This window comes from Marinobacterium sp. xm-m-383 (genome assembly GCF_013283255.1).
GTDB lineage: Bacteria > Pseudomonadota > Gammaproteobacteria > Pseudomonadales > Balneatricaceae > Marinobacterium_E.
This window is the reverse complement of record NZ_WBYT01000001.1, coordinates 180,722-200,829: the sequence shown is the minus strand read 5'-3', so window position 1 is coordinate 200,829 and position 20,108 is coordinate 180,722. Positions and strand designations below refer to the sequence as shown.

The 20,108-nt window shown below is 48.0% G+C and carries 24 protein-coding genes; 12 read left to right on the top strand and 12 right to left on the bottom strand.

The genetic code is table 11. The features are described from left to right. Window positions 1-19: 19 nt before the first annotated feature. From nagZ to sohB, 3 genes are read right to left on the bottom strand one after another with little or no spacing between them, the layout of a single operon-like run. On the bottom strand, window positions 20-1,021 hold the full coding sequence (nagZ, locus tag XMM383_RS00975) for a beta-N-acetylhexosaminidase (protein ID WP_173494371.1): 1,002 nt from the start codon (window positions 1,019-1,021) through the stop codon (window positions 20-22). A 12-nt stretch (window positions 1,022-1,033) separates the two neighbouring features. Further along, the gene (locus XMM383_RS00970; RefSeq protein WP_173494370.1) at window positions 1,034-1,510 is read right to left on the bottom strand and encodes a L,D-transpeptidase; all 477 of its coding nucleotides are present in this window, start codon (window positions 1,508-1,510) and stop codon (window positions 1,034-1,036) included. Next, window positions 1,510-2,574, bottom strand: a complete 1,065-nt coding sequence (sohB, locus tag XMM383_RS00965; protein ID WP_173494369.1) for a protease SohB — start codon at window positions 2,572-2,574, stop codon at window positions 1,510-1,512. Before sohB ends, XMM383_RS00970 begins: the two co-directional genes overlap by 1 nt. Window positions 2,575-2,650: 76 nt before the next feature. On the opposite strand from sohB, the gene XMM383_RS00960 reads away from it, so the two are divergent. Beyond that, window positions 2,651-2,974, top strand: a complete 324-nt coding sequence (locus XMM383_RS00960) for an SCP2 sterol-binding domain-containing protein (protein WP_173494368.1) — start codon at window positions 2,651-2,653, stop codon at window positions 2,972-2,974. A gap of 20 nt (window positions 2,975-2,994) precedes the next feature. Here the strand turns inward: XMM383_RS00960 and nudC are convergent, their stop codons facing one another. Continuing rightward, window positions 2,995-3,750 (bottom strand): NAD(+) diphosphatase, encoded by a 756-nt coding sequence (gene nudC, locus XMM383_RS00955; protein ID WP_173494367.1) that lies wholly within the window; start codon window positions 3,748-3,750, stop codon window positions 2,995-2,997. A 148-nt stretch (window positions 3,751-3,898) separates the two neighbouring features. Here nudC and nhaB point away from each other — a divergent pair, with 148 nt between their 5' ends. Together nhaB and XMM383_RS00945 are read left to right on the top strand one after the other, a co-directional pair. Continuing rightward, window positions 3,899-5,401 (top strand): sodium/proton antiporter NhaB, encoded by a 1,503-nt coding sequence (nhaB, locus tag XMM383_RS00950; RefSeq protein WP_173481532.1) that lies wholly within the window; start codon window positions 3,899-3,901, stop codon window positions 5,399-5,401. A gap of 143 nt (window positions 5,402-5,544) precedes the next feature. Further along, entirely contained in the window at window positions 5,545-6,411 is an 867-nt protein-coding gene (locus XMM383_RS00945; protein ID WP_173481533.1) for a prephenate dehydratase, read from the top strand. Between the two features lie 420 nt (window positions 6,412-6,831). Here the strand turns inward: XMM383_RS00945 and XMM383_RS00940 are convergent, their stop codons facing one another. Together XMM383_RS00940 and gcvA are read right to left on the bottom strand one after the other, a co-directional pair. Continuing rightward, the gene (locus tag XMM383_RS00940) at window positions 6,832-7,299 is read right to left on the bottom strand and encodes a hypothetical protein (protein WP_173481534.1); all 468 of its coding nucleotides are present in this window, start codon (window positions 7,297-7,299) and stop codon (window positions 6,832-6,834) included. Window positions 7,300-7,304: 5 nt separating this feature from the next. Further along, window positions 7,305-8,216, bottom strand: a complete 912-nt coding sequence (gcvA, locus tag XMM383_RS00935) for a transcriptional regulator GcvA (RefSeq protein ID WP_173481535.1) — start codon at window positions 8,214-8,216, stop codon at window positions 7,305-7,307. A 122-nt stretch (window positions 8,217-8,338) separates the two neighbouring features. Here gcvA and XMM383_RS00930 point away from each other — a divergent pair, with 122 nt between their 5' ends. Next, complete coding sequence (locus tag XMM383_RS00930) at window positions 8,339-8,518, top strand: RSP_7527 family protein (RefSeq protein WP_173481536.1); 180 nt, start codon at window positions 8,339-8,341, stop codon at window positions 8,516-8,518. 35 nt (window positions 8,519-8,553) lie between these two features. On the opposite strand, the gene tcdA is transcribed toward XMM383_RS00930, so the two are convergent. Genes tcdA through XMM383_RS00900 form a run of 6 tightly spaced genes read right to left on the bottom strand, consistent with a single transcriptional unit; the run spans window position 8,554 to window position 13,076 of the window. After that, window positions 8,554-9,363, bottom strand: coding sequence for a tRNA cyclic N6-threonylcarbamoyladenosine(37) synthase TcdA (gene tcdA / locus XMM383_RS00925; RefSeq protein ID WP_173481537.1), 810 nt, complete (start codon window positions 9,361-9,363; stop codon window positions 8,554-8,556). Beyond that, complete coding sequence (locus XMM383_RS00920; protein WP_173481538.1) at window positions 9,353-9,568, bottom strand: hypothetical protein; 216 nt, start codon at window positions 9,566-9,568, stop codon at window positions 9,353-9,355. Before XMM383_RS00920 ends, tcdA begins: the two co-directional genes overlap by 11 nt. Before the next feature lie 13 nt (window positions 9,569-9,581). Further along, window positions 9,582-10,265: a TIGR01621 family pseudouridine synthase gene (locus tag XMM383_RS00915; protein WP_173481539.1), complete on the bottom strand. Its 684-nt coding sequence runs from the start codon at window positions 10,263-10,265 to the stop codon at window positions 9,582-9,584. Further along, window positions 10,262-10,990 carry a DnaA regulatory inactivator Hda gene (hda, locus tag XMM383_RS00910; RefSeq protein WP_173481540.1) on the bottom strand — a complete coding sequence of 243 codons (729 nt, stop codon included), beginning with the start codon at window positions 10,988-10,990 and terminating at the stop codon, window positions 10,262-10,264. The genes XMM383_RS00915 and hda overlap by 4 nt, the downstream gene beginning before the upstream one ends. Beyond that, window positions 10,990-12,063 carry an AI-2E family transporter gene (locus XMM383_RS00905; RefSeq protein WP_173494366.1) on the bottom strand — a complete coding sequence of 358 codons (1,074 nt, stop codon included), beginning with the start codon at window positions 12,061-12,063 and terminating at the stop codon, window positions 10,990-10,992. Before XMM383_RS00905 ends, hda begins: the two co-directional genes overlap by 1 nt. Then, window positions 12,063-13,076: a hypothetical protein gene (locus XMM383_RS00900; RefSeq protein WP_173481542.1), complete on the bottom strand. Its 1,014-nt coding sequence runs from the start codon at window positions 13,074-13,076 to the stop codon at window positions 12,063-12,065. The genes XMM383_RS00905 and XMM383_RS00900 overlap by 1 nt, the downstream gene beginning before the upstream one ends. A gap of 127 nt (window positions 13,077-13,203) precedes the next feature. Between XMM383_RS00900 and purM the strand changes: the two genes are divergently transcribed. From purM to XMM383_RS00860, 8 genes are all read left to right on the top strand, one after another. Beyond that, on the top strand, window positions 13,204-14,262 hold the full coding sequence (gene purM, locus XMM383_RS00895; protein ID WP_173481543.1) for a phosphoribosylformylglycinamidine cyclo-ligase: 1,059 nt from the start codon (window positions 13,204-13,206) through the stop codon (window positions 14,260-14,262). A gap of 2 nt (window positions 14,263-14,264) precedes the next feature. After that, window positions 14,265-14,903 (top strand): phosphoribosylglycinamide formyltransferase, encoded by a 639-nt coding sequence (gene purN / locus XMM383_RS00890; RefSeq protein WP_173484276.1) that lies wholly within the window; start codon window positions 14,265-14,267, stop codon window positions 14,901-14,903. An 18-nt stretch (window positions 14,904-14,921) separates the two neighbouring features. Then, window positions 14,922-15,608, top strand: coding sequence for a DUF3108 domain-containing protein (locus XMM383_RS00885; protein WP_173481545.1), 687 nt, complete (start codon window positions 14,922-14,924; stop codon window positions 15,606-15,608). Next, complete coding sequence (locus tag XMM383_RS00880; RefSeq protein WP_173481546.1) at window positions 15,601-15,837, top strand: YfcL family protein; 237 nt, start codon at window positions 15,601-15,603, stop codon at window positions 15,835-15,837. Before XMM383_RS00885 ends, XMM383_RS00880 begins: the two co-directional genes overlap by 8 nt. 158 nt (window positions 15,838-15,995) lie before the next feature. Beyond that, window positions 15,996-16,859, top strand: a complete 864-nt coding sequence (locus XMM383_RS00875) for an MBL fold metallo-hydrolase (RefSeq protein WP_173483162.1) — start codon at window positions 15,996-15,998, stop codon at window positions 16,857-16,859. 15 nt (window positions 16,860-16,874) lie between these two features. After that, window positions 16,875-17,294, top strand: a complete 420-nt coding sequence (locus XMM383_RS00870) for a TIGR01244 family sulfur transferase (RefSeq protein WP_173483163.1) — start codon at window positions 16,875-16,877, stop codon at window positions 17,292-17,294. A gap of 26 nt (window positions 17,295-17,320) precedes the next feature. Beyond that, window positions 17,321-19,078 (top strand): sulfate permease, encoded by a 1,758-nt coding sequence (locus XMM383_RS00865; protein ID WP_173494522.1) that lies wholly within the window; start codon window positions 17,321-17,323, stop codon window positions 19,076-19,078. A 61-nt stretch (window positions 19,079-19,139) separates the two neighbouring features. After that, window positions 19,140-20,039, top strand: a complete 900-nt coding sequence (locus tag XMM383_RS00860; protein WP_173494365.1) for a lysylphosphatidylglycerol synthase domain-containing protein — start codon at window positions 19,140-19,142, stop codon at window positions 20,037-20,039. Window positions 20,040-20,108: the final 69 nt, after the last annotated feature.

The following is a 20,108-nucleotide window of genomic DNA, read 5'->3' as shown; positions in this document are numbered from 1 at the left end:
AACTCCAATAAATAATCAGTTAGACCAACTCTTTCGCCATCGTTCTTACGCGAGCTAAGCGTTCTGAATCACTCGGGCGCTTAGGTCTAGCACGCATTCTTACAATTCGATTTGAGCCAGTGTGCCCAATGCTGCTTAGATGCTGAAGTACCTCCTGAGCACGCTCGGGGGCGTTGCAGACAAGCACCATGTCACACCCGGCTGCCAGCGCGGCATCGGCTCTATCAGAATAACTGCCAGTCTCTGCTGCACCCTCCATAGAGAGATCATCACTGAAGATCACGCCATCAAAACTTAATCGCTCACGCAGTTGGCGTTGCAACCAAAACTCTGAGAAGCCTGCGGGCTGTGAGCAGACACTGGTGTATTTAATATGGGCCGGCATGACCGCATCCAAGCCGCGTTTAATCAACTTGGCAAAGGGCTGTAGGTCTTGAGCATCAATTTCAGCGAAACTGCGCTGATCTTCTGGAAGACCCAAATGTGAATCCACCTCCACCCAGCCATGCCCTGGAAAGTGCTTACCCGTGGTCGCCATGCCCGCTTCATGCATGCCTGACATGAAGGCTCCCGCAAGTGCTTCAACCTGTTCGCTATCGGTGCCAAACGAACGGTCGCCGATCACCTCTGAGTGGCCGTAATCGAGATCTAACACAGGGGCGAATGAGATATCGATGTCATAGTCGCGCAACTCTGTCGCCATCAACCAGCCAAACTCATGAGCCCAAGCGACCGCTTTGCTCGGGTTGTCCTGCCAAGCTTCACTGAATACTCGCATTGGTGGCAGTCGGGTGAAGCCCTCTTTAAATCGCTGCACACGACCACCCTCTTGATCGACCGCCACTAACAGGTCAGGACGGACCTGACGGATCGACGTCATAAGTTGTCGAAGTTGTGCAGGGTTTTGGTAGTTACGAGCAAAGAGAATCAACCCTCCCACTTGGGAAGACTTGAGCGTCTCAACCTCAGCGGGCGTTAACTCAGTCCCAGCAATATCCAGCATTAGGGCGCCACTGCTCATTACTCTCTCCAATTAAGCCGTAATATTTACGATCATGTTGTTGTTGACCTGATCAAACAGTTCAATCAGATCCTGGTTTCTCATTCTGATGCAGCCGTGTGATTTAGGCACCCCCATCGGCTCAGTGTCAGGTGTGCCATGGATGTAGATGAAACGACTTAGTGTATCGACCTGACCACCACGATTGAAGCCGGACTCCATACCCTGTAGCCAGATGATTCGTGTCAAAATCCAATCGCGTTCCGGGTAATGCTTGGCAAGCGTTTCTGAGTAGATTTCACCGGTTGATCGACGACCAACAAAGACACTATTGATCGGTGCAGATTCGCCAATTTTAAGCTTTACCTTGTGCTGCCCAAGCGGTGTACAGCCTGACCCTTTTAGATTTCCCGACCCGTTTAAAGCCGTTGAGACGCTCCAACTCTGCTCACCTGAATCAGTAAGTAACCTTAAGGTTTGATCATCAATGGAGATCTCAATACGACTCATCAGCGCGCCCAGAAACGGCTCTGCGTCAGGCTCGACCAAGCTTTACCAGCAATGCCGGTAATGGCCGAGACTCCAAAGTGTTCGAGGCGCTCTTGTAGACTCTGCTTCACCTGATAGCTCACTTTGTAGATATCCGCTTCATCAGCGGCATTAACCAGATAGTCATCACTGGTCTCAATCTGATCGATAAGACCATTGGCAATGGCGCGACGTCCAAACCAGACTTCACCCGTCGCGACTTTTTCGATATCTAAATCCGAGCGGTAGTCAGAGACAAACTCTTTGAAAAGAGCGTGCGTATCTTCTAGCTCCTCAACAAACTTTTCACGCCCCTTTTCGGTGTTCTCGCCAAACATCGTTAGAGTTCGCTTGTAATCACCGGCCGTTAACACTTCGTAATCGATGTCATTCTTCTTAAGAAGGCGATGAAAATTGGGGATCTGTGCAACCACACCAATGGAACCGATCAGTGCAAAGGGAGCTGCGACAATTTTGTTAGCAATACAAGCCATCATATAACCACCGCTGGCAGCCACTTTATCGACACACACCGTCAGTGGAATCTGCTTACGACGAATGCGCTCTAATTGTGATGCAGCCAAGCCATAGCCATGAACCAAACCGCCAGGACTCTCTAGACGAACAACCACTTCGTCGACCTCTCTTGCTAGTGTCAGAACTGCTGTGACCTCTTGGCGCATCTTGTCGACTTCAGAGGCTTGGATATCTCCATCGAAGTCGATGACATAGATTCGTTTGCGATCCTCTTCTGCTTGAGCATCGGACTTGGCGGCCTTTTTACGGGCTTTAGCCTCCTCTTTATCCTGCTTCTTTTGCGCTTTATGCATCTGTTTGAGGCGATGCTCATCCAATATGTGGTCTTCTAACGTCTCCTTTAGCTCGGTGAAGTGATCATTCAGCGATTCGACTTCAATCTCTCCGTCGTTAGGCTTACGACGTTTTTGAGCCGCCGCTGCAATCATCGCAAGCACCAGCCCAATCGCAACCACCCAAGTGACCGTTTTAGCTAAGAAAAGACCGTATTCAGAAAAAAACTCGACCACTGATTACCTCGTAAGAAAGTCGATTAACAGAGAGGGGTAGGTTAACATAGCCACTTCTAATGAGCGCTAGGTTTTTATGTCTTCAAACGTCACCCTCACGCAGGTTTTCAACAAGCTGCAAGATCGATTCAATTCTGACAACGCCAAAGGTCTAAATAAGACCTTTCAGTTCTCGTTGAATGATGCAGATTCATTCTACCTAACGATCGAGGATTCAAAGCTAGACGCCAACTGGGGTGAGCACTCCGATCCAAACATCACTCTGATTATGGATGAAGCGACCTTCATTGGTGTTATACAGGGTGAGATCGATGGCATGAGTGCTTTTATGAAAGGTCAACTGCGCGCCGAAGGCGATGTTATGCTGGCCACCAAGCTAGGCAAACTCTTTAGGCACTGATACCCAGCTATAGCTGCAAATCAGCTTTGACGTGCAACCCAGTCGTCGATCAACGCTCTAGAAATAGCGAATTTGGGTGGCAGAACCACAGTGTGCAGCTCTTCCTTGGTAAACCAACGCCCTTCTAATATTTCGTGACCATCAGGTTTAATGTCGCCACCTGCATACTGAGCAAAAAACGCCAACATCAGTGAATCAGGAAATGGCCACTGCTGACTTTTGAAGTAACGGATATCGCTGATTTCAACACCCACTTCCTCTTTGACCTCTCGTGCTACCGCCTGTTCAGCTGTTTCGCCAGCATCGATAAAACCTGCAAGCGTACTGAATCGATTGGGTGTGAACTTAGCATTATGGGCCAATAAAATACGATCTCCGTCCTCAACGAGAGTGATGATACAGGGAGATAGCCTCGGGTAAGCGTGATGCCCACAGTCCGAACATTTCAAGACCATCTCCGTTAAACCGAACGACATGCTGCCTCCACAGCGACCACAAAACTGATGATTTACTCGCCAATTCAATAACTGCTGAGCTCTGGAGAGCAACTGGTACTGGAATGGATCGGACCGTTCAAGTTCAGCTCGAAGATCCACTACTTTGGCACTGTCAGGTACCTCAGACATTCTGACCAACTCATAGCCCGGTAACACAGGGTAACGTTCGATCTCACACTCGCTGTCAAAAGATAGGGAGAGATCAATACGATCCAACACGACCCCTAGTTTTGAGTCAGCTAAGATCAGACGATTTTGATGGGCAATTAAGTAGTTCAAAAAGACCCCCTAAAAACGGCAATGCTTATTTGTAATAGTTATATAAAACTAAAGTATTAAAACCACAGTTTCCAAAATAAAGGAATAACCTTATAATCTTTGCGCTTTTTTGCTTTTGGGCAAATTAAAATAACTGTAAGGACCCTACATGAATCAATCAACCATGTCGGCAATTACCCGAAACTTTTTGGGCAACTCGCCAATTTGGTACAAGCAAGCAATCCTTTTCTTCCTTGTAGCCAATCCTATCCTACTTTTAACAGCTGGCCCTGTCGTAACAGGCTGGTTGCTCATTTTCGAATTCATTTTCACACTGGCGATGGCGCTTAAATGTTACCCACTTCAGCCGGGTGGTTTGATTGCAATTGAAGCGGTCGTGATCGGCTTAACCGATCCACATAACGTATACCACGAGATCAACGCCAACTTAGAAGTCATCCTTCTGTTGATGTTCATGGTTGCTGGTATCTACTTTATGAAGGACCTTCTTCTGTGGGTCTTCACTAAGATACTGGTTAAGGTTCGCTCTAAGACAACGATCTCTCTGCTTTTCTCTATCTCTGCAGCCTTTCTATCAGCCTTCCTAGATGCGTTGACAGTGACTGCTGTATTGATCAGTGTTGGTGTCGGTTTCTACTCGGTCTACCACAAGGTCGCTTCGGGCAAAAATAACGACTCGGCACACGACCATACGTCTGACCATGACGTTCATGAAGAGCGTCGCCAAGACCTAGAAAACTTCCGTGGATTCCTAAGAAGTCTCTTGATGCACGGTGCTGTGGGTACAGCTTTAGGCGGCGTCTGTACACTAGTCGGTGAGCCACAAAACCTGTTGATCGCTCAGAAAGCAGAGTGGACCTTTATTGAGTTCTTCGTACGCATGGCACCGATCACTATGCCTGTACTGGCGGTTGGCCTTCTAACCGTTGTAGTACTAGAGAAGACCGGCACCTTCGGTTACGGCGCTAAATTGCCAGAGAATGTTCGCCAAATTCTGGTTGATTACGATAAAGATCAATCGGCTAAGATGACTAAGAAACAGCGCGTTAGCCTAATCGTTCAGGCTGCAGTAGCTGTATTCCTAGTTATTGGTCTAGCCTTCCACTTGGCCCCAGTGGGCATGATCGGTTTGACCGTAATCATTCTATTGACCGCCTTCAACGGCATCACAGAAGAGCACCAGATCGGTAAAGCCTTTGAAGAGGCACTCCCTTTCACCGCGCTGCTGGTTGTCTTCTTTACCGTAGTATCCGTGATTCACGATCAACACCTGTTCCAGCCGATCATTCACATGGCACTCTCACTAGAGCCAAGCCAACAGCCATCTGTCTTCTTCATTGCAAACGGTGTGCTATCGGCAATCTCGGATAACGTATTTGTTGCGACGGTCTACATTAATGAGATCCTAGCAGCATTGAATGCAGGTGATATCACTCGTGAACAGTTTGACCACCTAGCAGTTGCTGTAAATACCGGTACTAATATCCCATCGGTAGCGACTCCTAACGGTCAAGCAGCGTTCCTATTCCTGCTAACCTCTGCGATTGCTCCGTTGATTCGCCTCTCGTACGGTACGATGGTGTGGATGGCACTGCCTTACACGATTACGATGTCGGTAACCGGTCTGCTTGCAGTCATATATGCACTCTAAAATCTGACTTGAATAAAAGCCTGCCCTGCTCACGCTCGGCAGGTTTTTTTATCTTTAAAACTTCCCTCAGTCCTCTGAAGGCTATTGGCCGAGTAAAGAGATGTGCAATAATATCGCTTTAATTCTCTCATTAAGCAGTTTATATGACAGACCTACCCGCAAAAATCGCTTATCAGGGTGTTCCTGGTGCCTACTCTCACCTCTCTTGTACCCGTGTCCACCCAGAATTGGAGGCACACGCATGTGAGAGCTTTGCTGATGCAATGTTTATGGTTGAACGTGGTGAAGCGCGTTTAGCGATGATCCCACTTGAGAACAGCACTGCCGGTCGTGTCGAAGAGATCTACCGCTTAATGCCTAAGACTCAACTGCACATCATTGCTGAACACTTTGAGCCGGTTAATCACTGCCTACTCGCTATTCCGGGCACTAAAGTTGAGCAGCTAAAACGTGTTTGGTCACACCCCCAGGCGCTGGCACAGTGTGATGGCAACATTCGAGCACTAGGACTTGAACCTATCGCGGCACTTGATACGGCAGGCTCTGCGTCGGATCTTTCAGAGAATCCAGATCCAGAGCTAGGCGCTATCGCCTCTTCACTTGCTGCAGAACTCTATGGTTTAGATATCGTCAAAGAGGGGTTTAGAGACGTCGAAGGTAATACCACGCGCTTCTTAATTCTGGCACGTGACAGTAAGGTGCCGGAATACGATGCTGACAAAGAGTTCATGACCTCGATCCTGTTCACCGCTCGAAATATCCCAGCCTCGCTGTATAAAGCATTGGGTGGTTTTGCCACTAATGGCCTGAACATTCTTAAGCTAGAAAGTTACATGGCTTCGGATACGATGCAGGTCACCAGCTTCCACCTAGATGTAGCCTCGCACCCTCAAGAGCCAGCCATGCAGCTAGCCCTACAAGAGCTTCATTTCTTTGCTAAAGAGGTTCGCGTCATGGGCACCTATGCCGCACACCCATTCAGAAAGAGCAATCTAATTATCGAAGAGTAGCCTTATTCCGCACCGCAGCATACAGGATTGAGTCTTATAAATAAGTTGACTTAAAAATCAGCTTTTACATATTGTGCACCGCACAAATAAGACTTATATTTAATACATGCCTAATGGATTAGGTAACGAACAAATCCCTTGTGTTCGTTTTCTTCATTTTTCATCGATTGAAGATTCCTTTTTAGCCCCGCAATGCGGGGCTTTTTTATTCCCAGTGACTGGCTTCGGAATATTTTCGTGGTTTGCCCTACGGGCAATTCACTCCTACAGTAGGACTCCGTTGCGGGCTTATCGCGAAGTCCTATTGTAGGAGGGAATTCAGCTCAGCTGAAACCCCGATCGATTTCAACAGCGGATGACAGGCTGAAGGCCTGTCACCGAAAAGACCGCCACATCTTCGATATGGCTCCAACAGAAAAATCACTCTGCCTCAAAAAAGAAATCGACAGGGTAACTCTCGCCATCCTGTTCGGTAATGATCAAGCGAGCCTTCCAGACCATTAACCCCGTCGTGCAGACTGAAAGCTCGGTGACTCCCGACCAACTCTCACCATTGAATTTAATCGGTGTCTGGTTGATACCCATATACTCAGTGGTCCCTTGCAGATCGAGCCAGGCACTCGCAGGCTGCTGCCCATCGACTGTAAAGCTGAATGTCAGAGGCACTAGAGATTTTGCTGGCTTTGGATTCATGCTGAGGCTTAGCACCCTGCTCTTCTCGTTACCTGAAGGGAGCTCAATTAGGCAGGTCTCCAAATTAACATCGCAATCCGTTGTTATGGGATATCGCTCTAAAAAGCCACTCAACACCGATTGCAAAAGATAGACACTGACGCCCAGCGGCAGAATGATTAACAACGCCGTCAGGAGTGGCTTAATACGCTGCATTGAAACTAGTTTCCAACGTTAGCGGCATCGATATCCGCTTGCATCTCTTCTAGAATCCAGTCACGGAAGGCCATCATTGCAGGCGTTAGTCCATGATTCTTGCGGTAGACCAGATAGAAAGCGTTATGGCTATCCAAACTGATATCAAAGGGCGCGATTAAGCGACCACTCTCTAGCTCTCTGCCCAACAGAGCAGTATCTGCCAGTGCTATACCGATCCCTTCTGATGCCGCCGATACCGCCAACGAGGTGCTGGAGAAGGAGATGGTTTTGTTTATCTCAGTGATGGAGATCCCCTGTTCTTGGAGCAGCTTTGTCCACTCATGACTACGACCTGAGACATTAATCAAAGTGTGGTTTAGCATGTCTTTGGGTGTGTTGAGTGGATCTTTACCCTCAAGGAGTTTGGGACTCATGACGGGTGTCAGAAAGATATTACGCATCATATGCGACTCGATGCCTTTCCAATGGCCAGTACCATAATAGACAGCCATATCAGTCTCGGAGTTATCAAAGTCGATGTACTCAATAGAAGATTCAACTCGAAGCTCAACTTCAGGAAAGCGCTCTTGAAAACGCGTGATGCGTGGTACCAACCAACGTGTTAAGAAGGCTGGCGCGATGCTCACCTTCACCACGTTGGTATTAGGCGCTGCAACCAATCTGCGTGTCGCCTGCTCCAGTTCGTCTAAGGCTATCTGCACCGAGGGTAAATAACGCTCCCCTGCAGCCGTCAACGAAATGGTTCGCTTCTCACGTTTAAAAAGCTCAACACCTAAAAACTCTTCAAGTGACTTCAACTGATGGCTAACCGCCGATGGCGTGACACAAAGCTCTTCACTGGCGCGGTTAAAGCTACCATGGCGGGCAGCAGCATCGAACACACGAAGAGCATTAAGTGGTGGTAAGCGTCGCATAGAAGATTCCTGTAAGTGAATTTAACTCAACAATAAATCAAAAAAGGATCGTTTGTCGAGAGGCTTATACACCTTTAGTATGATCACAAATTGAACAGCGAAACGAATTAGAGGAAATGAACATGCCTTACACATACGCAACTGTAGATCTAGAAGCAGCAATCAAAGAAGCTCAAGCACTTCGCAGCCAAGCACTGGCTGAGTTGGTTGACACTACAAGCAAACGTCTAAGCCGTGTTTTTGTTAGCGAACTTCGCACAACTCGTGAATCAGCGCTAGCACGTCTAACTCAGGCTGCTTAAGCCTCCAAAGCATATTGCTCTTTGGCCGGTCAGACTCAGCTCTGATCGGCCTGTTTTCTCTCTCGGGCGACTCGCTCACTCATCTTGATCAACACTCGGCTTACTGCAACATTTGCGAACGCAGCCGTGACTGAAGTAACTGCTCCTAAGCCTCCAGAACAGTCTAAACGCACATCACTCTCACCAAAGTTTTTTGTTGCACAGACAGATCCATCCAACTGTGGATACCTAGCCTGCTCCTGCGAGAAGACACACTCGACACCAAATCGTTTACCGCTTCGACTGAACCCGAAATGGCGTTTCAATATTGAACGAACCTTAGCGGCCAGCGCATCGTGCTGAGTTTTACTTAGATCAGCTACTTCGATTTTAAGCGGATCAATGAGCCCACCAGCCCCGCCGGTAGTAACGATCGGAATCTTGCGGCGACGGCAGTACGCAATCATTGCTGCTTTAACACCGGCACTATCAATGGCATCGACGACATAATCAATCGGCTCAACCAACAGGTCGGCAAGATTATCTTGCGTCGCAAAACACTCATGCTCGTGAATAATTAAATCGGGATTAATCTCGCGCGCACGATCCGCCATCACCTGAACTTTTGAGGCACCTAAATTTGAGCTAACCGCATGCATCTGGCGATTCGTGTTTGAGACACAAATTTCATCTAGATCAATGAGGCTAAGCTCACCGATACCACTCCGGGCAAGCGCCTCTACCACCCAGGAGCCAACGCCACCTAAACCGACAACGGCAACATGAGCCTTGTGAAACTTTTCGAGTGAATCAGTGCCATAGAGGCGCCCAATACCTGCGAATCGATCAAGGTAATCAGAATTCATCGTCTGTAATCTCAGTCAGAACAACCTCTCCACACATCTGGCATTTCCCTTCCAGAAAGATAATACCGTGCAGTTCGTACTCAACAGGATCACTCATACCCAGATCCACTTTCTGACAATGGTCGCACCAGGTATGCAGTAGCAGCTCTTCACGATCCTCTTTGCTGCGCAGTGTAAAATCTCTAATGACTCGATCATCACTCATAACTTTTGTCTCATTAATTCTGGTTCTTAAGCCAATGTTCTGGCCAATAGTTGCCATTTTCAAGTTGCTTCAGCTTGTCGATAAAAGTGTTTTTGTTGAACCACTCACCTTCTAGAGGGGCTGACTCTATCTGAAAAGCCTCTTTTTGGTACTGAAATGCGATACGCCAAGCATGCAGGTAGGTACGATCAGAGGGCTGGCCATATCGCTGGTCACCGAGTATTGCCGCACCTTCACTTTTCAGGGCGACTCGAATCTGGTGCGTCTTACCGGTTTTAGGTCGACAGACGAAGAGACGTAAACCCGGCTCAATAGAGAGTGAAAAGAAGTCAGTAATAGCAGGGTTAGACTGAGTTTTGAGCAGCTTATAACTTCCATTGCGAGCTGCTGCCATATCACCTTTGATGCGACCCTGCTTTCGTTTCGGCTTCGATTGGCTTAGGGCGAGATAAGTTTTTTGAATCGACTGTTCACTGAACAGGTTTGATAGCTGCGCGGCTGCTTCGGCATGTTTAGCGAACAGAAGCACGCCCGATGTCACCTTATCTAACCGGTGCACCATCCAAAGCTTTAACCCAAACTGTTGTTCAGCAAGCAATTGAAGACCCAACTCTCCTGACTCAGAGTGCATCCCAACGCCTATCGGCTTGTAGATGGCCATAAAATCGGGGTGATCAAAAAGGCGTTGCAGCGTCACAGCCAACCCAACACCTGTTTAGCAAAGGGGATGGTCAGTTTTCGTTGCGCCTGCAATGAGGCTCGATCCAACTGATCAAGGTATTCATACTGTTTCGAAAGATCTCGCTCACCATGATTCAGTAGATACTGTGCAACCTCATCAGCCAACACCAAGCCTCTAGCGGCAGCCTCCTGCTGAATCGCTTCTCGCTTCTGCTCATCCGAGAGAGCCTCCAGCTTAAAAGTCAGCCCCCAAGCCAAGCGTGAACGAAGGTCTGGAAGCTCTATTTGACTATTTGCGGGCGAATCCATACCACTGATCAACAATGAGTGGCCAATGTCTCGAATGCGATTGAATAGATGAAAAAGCGCCTCTTGCCAAGCTGAATCACCAATCACAGAGTCAACATCATCCAAACAGACCAACTGAAAAGATTCTAACCCTTCTAGCATCTCTATCGACAGTTCATCGGTTTGACTCAGTGGTAGATAGATCGCCGAAATACCGAGAAGCTCTGCCTCGTTACAGACTGCCTGAAGAAGATAACTCTTACCGGTATTCTCGCGACCGTATAGATAGACAAAGGACTCTTGAGACTGATTCTCTTGTATATTAATCAAACCCTTTAACGCTGGTATTAATGCACTCTGTTGGGACTGTACAAAACGAGATAGCTTAGCGTCACTGCGAAGCTGAACACCTAAAGGGAGTTGCTGAGGAGTATTCTGTGATGAGAGGGACATCAGACTGAGGGTTCATCCTGATCAACTGCGTGATGGTAAAGCGAACTCTGTTTATAGCCACTGTGAAGATGTGACAATAACACGCGAATAATAGCCGCCACCGGCAGCGCCAACAACACACCAATGAAGCCAAACAGCTGACCACCCGCCATAATCGCAAAAATGACCGCAACCGGATGAAGACCGATCTGATCACCGACGAGTTTCGGGGTCAGGACCATACCTTCCAGCAGTTGGCCGACCATAAAGACCGCTGCTACACCAAGAAGAATGGTCGGATCTTGGAACTGAACATAGGCCGCAACCGAAGAGGAGAGAATGCCAATGATCACGCCAAGGTAAGGAACGATACTCGCCAACCCTGCAATCAATCCTAACAGCAGAGCAAGATCTACCCCGAGAAGTGCCAGGCCTATCGCATAGATAACACCCAACACCAGCATGACCACTAACTGCCCTTTCATGAAAGCACCGAGGACAAAATCACACTCTTTTGCCCAGATAGAGACCTTAGGTTCTAGATTTCTTGGCAACAACTCAGCGATGTTTGCGACCATCGTGTCCCAATCTCTCAACAGATAGAAAGTGACGACTGGAATCAATACCAGATTGGCTAACCAAGCAGCGATAGCCAATCCAGACTGTGTAATAGAGGATATAAGAGCGGTCGCGATTGAACCGGTACTCTGCCAGTGTTGAGCCAACACGGCTGTAATTTGAGCCAGATCCGGTTTAGCAATGGACAGACCTAAGTTAGCTTCAATCAGAGGGATCAACTCGTTGTTAACCAGTTCGATAACTACTGGAATTCGCTGAGCGACAATCTGAATTTGATGTGACAACTGTGGTATCAGCAGCAGTAATGCACCCACCAGAACCAAGGCTAAGGAGGTAAATACAACAATGACGGCCGGGGTTCGACCCATGCCTTTTGCCTCTAATCGATCAGCAATAGGGTCTGATATGTATGCCAATAGAGCACCCGCAACAAAGGGACTTAATACCGGTGCCAATAGATATAGAAGGATTGTGATAACAATTAGAACTGAGAGAATAAACCAACGCTGCTGCATTATTCGATCACTTCTTCAATTGATGGAGTGATTTCTGCCTCAGGCACAAGAGTAGCATCACTATCAGTAGACAAAGGCTCTAATAAGGCTTCAAGGGTTGCTGGCTCTTCCAGCTGAAAGGGTTTGTACTGGTAAGCATCAATACCCGTCTCCTCTAACCAAGATTGCTCAACCAATAGAGCACTCAGTTCGGCAAGCCCGAGATCAGAACCCACCACTAAACGGATTTCAACGTCGTTCATCTGTGACACATACAAAAATTTAACACCCTCTGTCTCACGTAGTTTACCTGTCACTCGTAACAGTGAAGAGAGATCATCCAGACCTGTCACGCTGATCTCATGACCAGTGTGTTGATAGTTACTGGAAACAATCGCAGAGCTCTGTGTGGGTAAAACGGGCGCAGCGGTTTCAACAGCCGAGATAACCGGAGGCGCAACCTGATCTACCTGAGCCGTTGGAGCCTCAACCCTTTCCGGTTTAATCGATTCTACGTCTGCGGTGTTAGCATTGGGCTGCTCGACTATTTCATCAGCGGTGGAGCGCTCATCAATGGCCGGACCCGCCTCTAAATCCAGTTGCATTTTTAGCCAACTCACACCCAAGGCAAGCCCATCGCTGGTCACGGAAGTACGAAGATTTTGACCTACACCCTCTTTAATAAATCGCCAATTGATACCACCCTCGTTCAATTGCACGAGCACTGCAGCACCATTTCCGGTGCCGGCCGCACTGCGTTGAAGTGTTTCATCAATGGCTTTGCCCTGAACCAGTTGAGGGTAGAAGAGTGGCCCGACGCCAAATTCACTGGGCAGTGCGACTGAGATAGATTCAGATCGACCTTTTTCGACCAAGAATTGCACCCAACGAGCACTCTCCTGCTCAGCTTTAACCGGCGATTCGCGCCCATCAACTGGCCACAATAGTAGATCTTTAGCCACCGCACTCACTGAGCAAGTCAGTAGAGCTGAAGCTAGAGCTAGAACCTTGATTTTCATTAAATGGCGAGACATCAAAAAACCTAAGAAAAAATCATCGCTAAATTTGCTAAGAACTGTAACACACAATAGCTCAGCGGTGCGCAAACTGATAGAATTCACAACCTATTAAATTCGCTTTCACCCCTGAGGTTAAACACAGATGTCTAGCAATACCAATACCCCTTCAATCAGCTACAAAGATGCTGGAGTCGATATCGATGCAGGTAACGCCCTTGTCGAGAAAATAAAAGGTGTTGCTAAACGCACAGCCCGTCCAGAAGTGATGGGTGGTTTGGGTGGCTTTGGTGCTCTGTGTGAAATCCCGGAGGGTTACCGCCAGCCAGTACTGGTCTCCGGCACCGACGGTGTCGGTACTAAACTGAAGTTGGCCATGGATCTTGGCCGTCATGACACCATCGGTATCGACTTGGTGGCTATGTGTGTTAATGACCTAGTCGTTGCTGGTGCAGAGCCTCTATTCTTCCTTGACTACTACGCAACAGGCAAACTGAATGTCGATATGGCAGCAGACGTTGTATCCGGTATTGGTAAAGGGTGTGAACTGGCCGGTGCCGCACTGGTTGGTGGTGAAACAGCCGAAATGCCAGGCATGTACGAAGGCGACGATTACGATCTAGCCGGCTTCTGTACTGGCGTTGTCGAGAAATCAGAGATCATTGATGGTACTAAAGTACAAGCTGGTGACGCTCTAATCGCACTGGGTTCATCGGGTCCTCACTCAAACGGTTACTCACTGATTCGTAAAATTCTTGAAGTGTCTAACGCTGACCTAAACCAACCAATGGGTAAGGGTACGCTCGCAGATGCACTGATGGAACCTACTCGCATCTACGTTAAATCGGTTCTTGAGCTGATCTCGAAGGTACAGGTTAACGCTCTGTCTCACATCACCGGCGGTGGCCTTCTAGAGAACATCCCACGCGTACTTCCTGAGAGCGCAAAAGCGGTGATCGATACCAATAGCTGGGAGATTCCAGAAGTATTCCGTTGGATTCAAGCCGGCGGCAACGTTGATCAAACAGAGATGTACCGCACCCTAAACTGTGGCGTTGGCATGGTGATCTGTGTTCCTGGCAGCGAAGCTGATAAGGCCATTGAGATCCTATCAGCCGCTGGCGAAGAGGCTTGGTTGATCGGCTCTATCGCAAACGCTGCCGCGGGCGACGAGCAAGTTGAGCTGGCAGGTATGAGCCACTAACGATGAAGAACATTGTAGTTCTAATCTCAGGGTCGGGATCGAATCTACAAGCCATCATAGATGCTACTGCCAACGACCAGCATTGCCGAGTTGTTGGCGTTCTCTCAAACAGAGAGAGTGCCTATGGTTTAGAGCGCGCTAAAAAAGCCGGTATAGAGACAGCTGTGGTTGATCATACCCATTTCGATTCACGCCTTGCGTTTGATAGTGCACTGATGGAGCAGATCGATGCATGGCAAGCGGACCTCGTGGTATTAGCTGGCTTCATGCGGATCTTGACCGACGAATTTGTTCAGCACTTCAGCGGTCGACTTCTCAACATCCACCCCTCTCTTCTGCCTAAATATAAAGGCACCAACACCCATCAGAGAGCATTGGAGGCTGGCGATACAGAGCATGGCTGTACGGTGCACTTTGTCTCAGAAGAGCTGGACGGCGGAGCTGCCATCATTCAGGCTGCTACCGACATCGAGCAAGGCGACACTGTTGATTCATTGATCCAAAAAGTGCATCAGCTAGAGCATCAAATCTACCCACTTGCAGTCTCTTGGTTTGCCTCTGAACGCATCACTCTAGAGAACAACCGAGTCTTTCTAGACGGATCACCTTTGGGTGAAACAGGCTACCTTTACCGAGTGTAAATGAGGATTAATGGGAAGATGAGAAGTTGGGTAGCACTGTTATCGATACTTCTTATCGGCCCATCCTTTGCTCAACCTACCCCTTTTAAAGCCTCTTACAGTGCCAACATCGATCTTTTAATTGATGTTCCAGTGACTGCGACACGAGAGCTCGTTAAAACCTCCACAGGAACCTGGCGATTTACCAACAGAGCCTCAGCGTTTATGGCCAAGCAGAGCGAAACCAGCGAGCTCAAATTCAGTCATGGTGAGTGGTCACCGCTCTTATACAACTACGAGCGCAGTCTGTTTGGTCGCTCACGCTCTATCTCAGTTGACTTTGATGAGGCTGGAGGCCGAATTACGACACTGGTCAATGGGGACCCCTGGAATCAACCTTGGGAGAGTGCAGTTCAAGATAGGCTCAGTTACCAGCTTCAACTCAGAGAAGATTTAAAGTCAGGGCGGCAACAACTTGACTATAGAATCGCTGATGGTGGGCAGATCAAGAGCTATCAGTTTAATCGGCTTGGCGAGGAGTTACTGAAAACCCCTGCAGGAACTTTTCTATGTGAAAAATTGCAACTGGTTAGGGCCGGCCAACAGCATACGACTCTTATCTGGATGGCAAAAGAGCTCGACTACCTCACCATACGTTTAATCCGAATCGATGCAGACGGCAAAGAGCACCTTCTTAACTTAAAATCCGTGGAATTTTATGATTGATTTAAAGACCCTATCCGATCAACTGTTAGAGCTTGAAACCGTCTCACTGGACAACCCTGATCAGCTGTTTGCGATCTCCTATATCAGGGGGCATATCGATCTACTTCATAGCCAAGATGCAAAACTGAATCTAGCTCAATTGATCACTGAGATTACCGAATCATTCAAGGTCGACAAGATGTCAGCAACCGATCAATCACTTGTTTTAGAGCTGTTGAATTCATTTTAATTCTTAGACTCTACACCTTCGAATAAATCCCCTTTACATCCCCCGTCGTAATTGACAATTCGCAAATTAAGAGTAGGATACTTACCTTAAGCTATAAGCATATAACTAAAGTCGAGACAGACCGTTAATTGCACCTTAAAAGCTAGATGGAGCATCCAATGCAGCCTATCGTTAAAACCTTCTTTGATGAACCCACCTTTACCTTCAGCCACGTTGTTTCAGACTCTGAAACGAAAGAGTGTGCAATTATCGATTCCGTTCTCGATTTCGATTACGCGTCAGGTAAAACTGATCGAGTATCAGCCGATCAAATCATCACCTACATAAAAGAAGAGGGACTGCAGACCAAATGGATTCTTGAAACTCACGTTCATGCCGATCACCTATCTGCAGCACCCTATTTAAAGGATCAACTGGGCGGCACCTTAGCCATTGGTGATCACATCACTGTAGTACAAGATGTTTTCGGCAAAGCGTTTAATGCCGGTACAGAATTCGAACGTGATGGCAGCCAGTTTGATCATCTATTCAAAGATGATGAGTCATTTAATATCGGCTCAATCGCTGCAAAAGCGATCCACACACCCGGACACACCCCTGCTTGTATGAGCTATTTAATCGGTGACGCTCTGTTTGTGGGTGACACCTTATTCATGCCTGACTACGGAACCGCGCGTTGCGATTTTCCTGGGGGCGATGCAACAACCCTCTACCAGTCGATTCAGAAGCTATTCACCCTACCGGATGAGACCCGTGTCTTTATGTGTCATGACTACAAGGCACCTGGTCGTGATGAGTACCAATTTGAAACCACCATCGGTGAAGAGCGCCAGCACAATATTCACGTCAGCGTAGAGCATGATCAGGCTGACTTTATTCAAATGCGTGAATCACGTGATGCAACACTTGATATGCCTCGCCTGATTCTGCCGTCGGTTCAAGTCAATATGCGTGCTGGTCACCTGCCACCGGCTGAAGATAACGGGCAGCGCTACCTAAAAATTCCGGTAGACCTTTTCTGATTAAGGAAACATTTCATGGATGTAAGAAAACTCACCGATTCAATCAGCGTGTCACCTCAAGTAGCGATTGAAGATATTAAGTCCATTGCTGATGCAGGCTTTAAAACCGTCATTTGCAACCGACCAAACGGCGAGAGTGAGGATCAACCTGATTTAGCACTGATTGAAGCGGAGTGTCAGAAGCTAGGGTTAACCTACGTCTCTCAGCCCGTTATCTCTGGCAACATCAGCGACCAAGATGTTGAGGCATTTGATCAATTCCTAGCCTCTGCGCAAACCCCAATCTTCGCTTTTTGTCGCACCGGCACTCGCTGCACCATGCTATGGGGAATGGCAGAAGGGTCAAGACAGGAAGCCCAAGCGATTATCGATAAGGCCGCTAATGCTGGGTATGACCTTAACGGAATTAGAGCGCGAATCGAGGCACGTCAGTAATAAAGCAGCGTTTTCTGCTTTTCAGGATTAATACTTTGAAGAACTATTTTCCGATTTTAGACTGGGCAAAATCGTACAATAAGCTGACGCTGACCAACGATCTTATCGCGGCAGTGATTGTAACGATCATGTTGATTCCTCAATCACTGGCCTATGCTCTGCTTGCTGGATTACCGCCAGAGGTGGGTCTATATGCAAGTATATTGCCGCTGATCGCTTACGCTATTTTCGGAACCAGTCGTACTCTAGCCGTTGGCCCTGTTGCTGTTGTTTCACTGATGACCGCAACCGCTTTAGGTAGCCTCGGACTTGCCAACACCACCGATTACATTGCCGCTGCCGGTGCTTTGGCGCTCATTTCGGGCACACTGCTAATACTGATGGGCTTTTTTAAATTGGGCGCGATGGCCAACTTGCTCAGCCACCCGGTCATCTCCGGCTTCATTACCGCCTCTGGACTGATCATCGCCGCCAGCCAGCTAAAACATATTCTTGGCATCAACGCGTCTGGCCACAATCTATATGACATTCTCTCTTCAATCATCATTCACCTAGAGGACACCAACATCCCGACACTGATTATCGGTGTCTCTGCGACAGCCTTCTTGTTCTGGACCCGTAAGTGCTTAAAGCCACTTCTGCTTAAAACCGGGATGAACTCAAAACTGGCTGATGTCATTGCCAAAGCGGGACCTGTTTTGGCTGTAGCCGCCACAGCCTTTGCGACCTACTACTACCGCCTAGAGCTTGAGGGGGTCAAAGTCGTTGGTATCGTTCCAACAGGACTACCCGAGTTTGCACTGCCACATTTTGATGCAGAACTTTGGCAACAACTGTTAATTTCAGCCATGCTGATCAGTATTGTCGGTTTTGTTGAGTCAGTCTCTGTTGCACAAACACTGGCAGCGAAGCGTCGTCAAAGAATTGATCCCAGCCAAGAGTTGATTGGCCTAGGCGCATCCAACGTAGGTTCAGCGGTATCTGGCGGCTTCCCAGTGACAGGTGGATTCTCTCGCTCCGTTGTCAACTTTGATGCCGGCGCAGAGACACCAGCTGCTGGGGCATTCACAGCAGTGGGTATTGCCGTGGCTACCCTCTTCCTAACACCGCTTCTATTCTTCTTACCCAAAGCGACACTGGCCGCAACCATTATTGTTGCCGTTCTGTCATTGGTCGACCTCGGCGCCCTAAAACGCACCTGGAGCTACTCGAAGCCTGACTTCATGGCAATGCTGGCAACCATACTACTGACGCTGTTAGTCGGTGTAGAAGCAGGCATCATCGCTGGTGTGACCCTATCGATCGCCCTGTTTCTGCAGCGTACAAGTAAGCCACACGATGCGATTGTCGGCCGAATTCCTGGCACAGAGCACTTCCGCAACGTCGATCGTTTTGAAGTGGAGTACGATGAGAAGATCATCACACTGCGTATCGACATGAGCCTCTACTTCGTTAACGCGCGTTATTTAGAAGATCGCGTCTACGACCTGATTGCCCAACAAAAAGGGGTCCAGCACTTTGTTCTGATGTGCCCAGCCGTCAATCTGATCGATGCATCGGCTCTAGAGTCTCTTGAGGCGATTAATCAGCGACTCAAAGACTTTGGTGTCTGCTTCCACCTATCAGAGGTAAAAGGCCCAGTTATGGACCAACTAAAGAAGAGTCATTTCCTAAACGAACTGACTGGCCAAGTATTCCTCAGCCAATACCAAGCCTGGTGCACTCTTCATAACGAGTCCGATACGCGCATGAGCAAATGCGCCAAAGCGGCTTTGTCCGACTAAAGACAGACATTAGAGTGGTTTAATGGCACACTGATGGCTAACTTTAAGTGTGTATGGTTTCATGAGTAAAACGCTTCGTTGGTTTATCGCGACCACCCTATTTTTAGCCCTAGCGATTGGAGTTGAGTATACAATCGGTTGGAGATCCATTCTCGAAGATTGGCAGGCTCTATCTGTTAGCAATCTACTCTTTTTGACCCTACTGACCTTTATCTCATATCTCCTAAGAGCTGAGCGTGTCTTTAACTACTTTGCCTCTGAATCACACTCCCGCGTTAGCTACATAAAGATCAGCTTTTTACATAACGCGCTGAATAACTTTTTACCGATGAGACTCGGTGAAGCCGCCTTCCCACTGTTGATGAAACGTGAATTTTCAGAATCCATGTTGATCACATCGGCGGGGTTGCTGGTGATTCGCTTGATGGACCTTCATGTTTTACTCCTTCTTGCTTCACTTGCCCTCTTCTCAGTAAACCCCTTACTGGGAGGCATAGCTTGCACAGCGCTTATCTTGTTACCACTGTTATTGAGAGCTGGAGGAGAGTCACTGATCAGTCTATTTCCTGAAAAAATTAAGAACCTGCTCAATAAAGTTGAACACCTATGGCCAAAGGACTACAGGCTATTAGGCCAAACCTATCTTATGACTTTACTGATATGGATTGTGAAGTTGGTCGCACTTATTCTGATCCTAATGAGCTTCCTTAATATCGACTTTTTCAATGGTGCTCTGGCGGTCATCTTAGCCGACATTTCAGGCGTTTTGCCGATTCATGGGCTAGCAGGTTCTGGCACTTATGAGGCTGCAATGTTAGCTGCTTTATACCCGATGGGATTTGAAACCATAGTGGCCGTAAAAGCGGCCATTAATGTACACATCTACCTTTTGGGCGCTTCATTGCTATCTGTCCCTATTGCGCTACTTCTGCCCAGCCCTAGCAGGAAAACTAGCTTTTAAAAAGAGACGACAAACTTTGTTAAGAGTCAGCCATAAGGTATGATTCACCACTCAAATCCAGACACGAGA

Coding starts and splice junctions, on each gene's coding strand:
- XMM383_RS00875 (WP_173483162.1), top strand. CDS start 15,996: ATGCAGCCTATCGTTAAAACCTTCTTTGATGAACCCACCTTTACCTTC.
- XMM383_RS00885 (WP_173481545.1), top strand. CDS start 14,922: ATGAGAAGTTGGGTAGCACTGTTATCGATACTTCTTATCGGCCCATCC.
- nhaB (WP_173481532.1), top strand. CDS start 3,899: ATGAATCAATCAACCATGTCGGCAATTACCCGAAACTTTTTGGGCAAC.
- XMM383_RS00940 (WP_173481534.1), bottom strand. CDS start 7,299: ATGCAGCGTATTAAGCCACTCCTGACGGCGTTGTTAATCATTCTGCCG.
- XMM383_RS00920 (WP_173481538.1), bottom strand. CDS start 9,568: ATGAGTGATGATCGAGTCATTAGAGATTTTACACTGCGCAGCAAAGAG.
- tcdA (WP_173481537.1), bottom strand. CDS start 9,363: ATGAATTCTGATTACCTTGATCGATTCGCAGGTATTGGGCGCCTCTAT.
- XMM383_RS00930 (WP_173481536.1), top strand. CDS start 8,339: ATGCCTTACACATACGCAACTGTAGATCTAGAAGCAGCAATCAAAGAA.
- XMM383_RS00960 (WP_173494368.1), top strand. CDS start 2,651: ATGTCTTCAAACGTCACCCTCACGCAGGTTTTCAACAAGCTGCAAGAT.
- nagZ (WP_173494371.1), bottom strand. CDS start 1,021: ATGAGCAGTGGCGCCCTAATGCTGGATATTGCTGGGACTGAGTTAACG.
- XMM383_RS00860 (WP_173494365.1), top strand. CDS start 19,140: ATGAGTAAAACGCTTCGTTGGTTTATCGCGACCACCCTATTTTTAGCC.
- XMM383_RS00900 (WP_173481542.1), bottom strand. CDS start 13,076: ATGTCTCGCCATTTAATGAAAATCAAGGTTCTAGCTCTAGCTTCAGCT.
- purN (WP_173484276.1), top strand. CDS start 14,265: ATGAAGAACATTGTAGTTCTAATCTCAGGGTCGGGATCGAATCTACAA.
- hda (WP_173481540.1), bottom strand. CDS start 10,990: ATGTCCCTCTCATCACAGAATACTCCTCAGCAACTCCCTTTAGGTGTT.
- XMM383_RS00870 (WP_173483163.1), top strand. CDS start 16,875: ATGGATGTAAGAAAACTCACCGATTCAATCAGCGTGTCACCTCAAGTA.
- XMM383_RS00880 (WP_173481546.1), top strand. CDS start 15,601: ATGATTGATTTAAAGACCCTATCCGATCAACTGTTAGAGCTTGAAACC.
- purM (WP_173481543.1), top strand. CDS start 13,204: ATGTCTAGCAATACCAATACCCCTTCAATCAGCTACAAAGATGCTGGA.
- gcvA (WP_173481535.1), bottom strand. CDS start 8,216: ATGCGACGCTTACCACCACTTAATGCTCTTCGTGTGTTCGATGCTGCT.
- XMM383_RS00945 (WP_173481533.1), top strand. CDS start 5,545: ATGACAGACCTACCCGCAAAAATCGCTTATCAGGGTGTTCCTGGTGCC.
- XMM383_RS00905 (WP_173494366.1), bottom strand. CDS start 12,063: ATGCAGCAGCGTTGGTTTATTCTCTCAGTTCTAATTGTTATCACAATC.
- XMM383_RS00970 (WP_173494370.1), bottom strand. CDS start 1,510: ATGAGTCGTATTGAGATCTCCATTGATGATCAAACCTTAAGGTTACTT.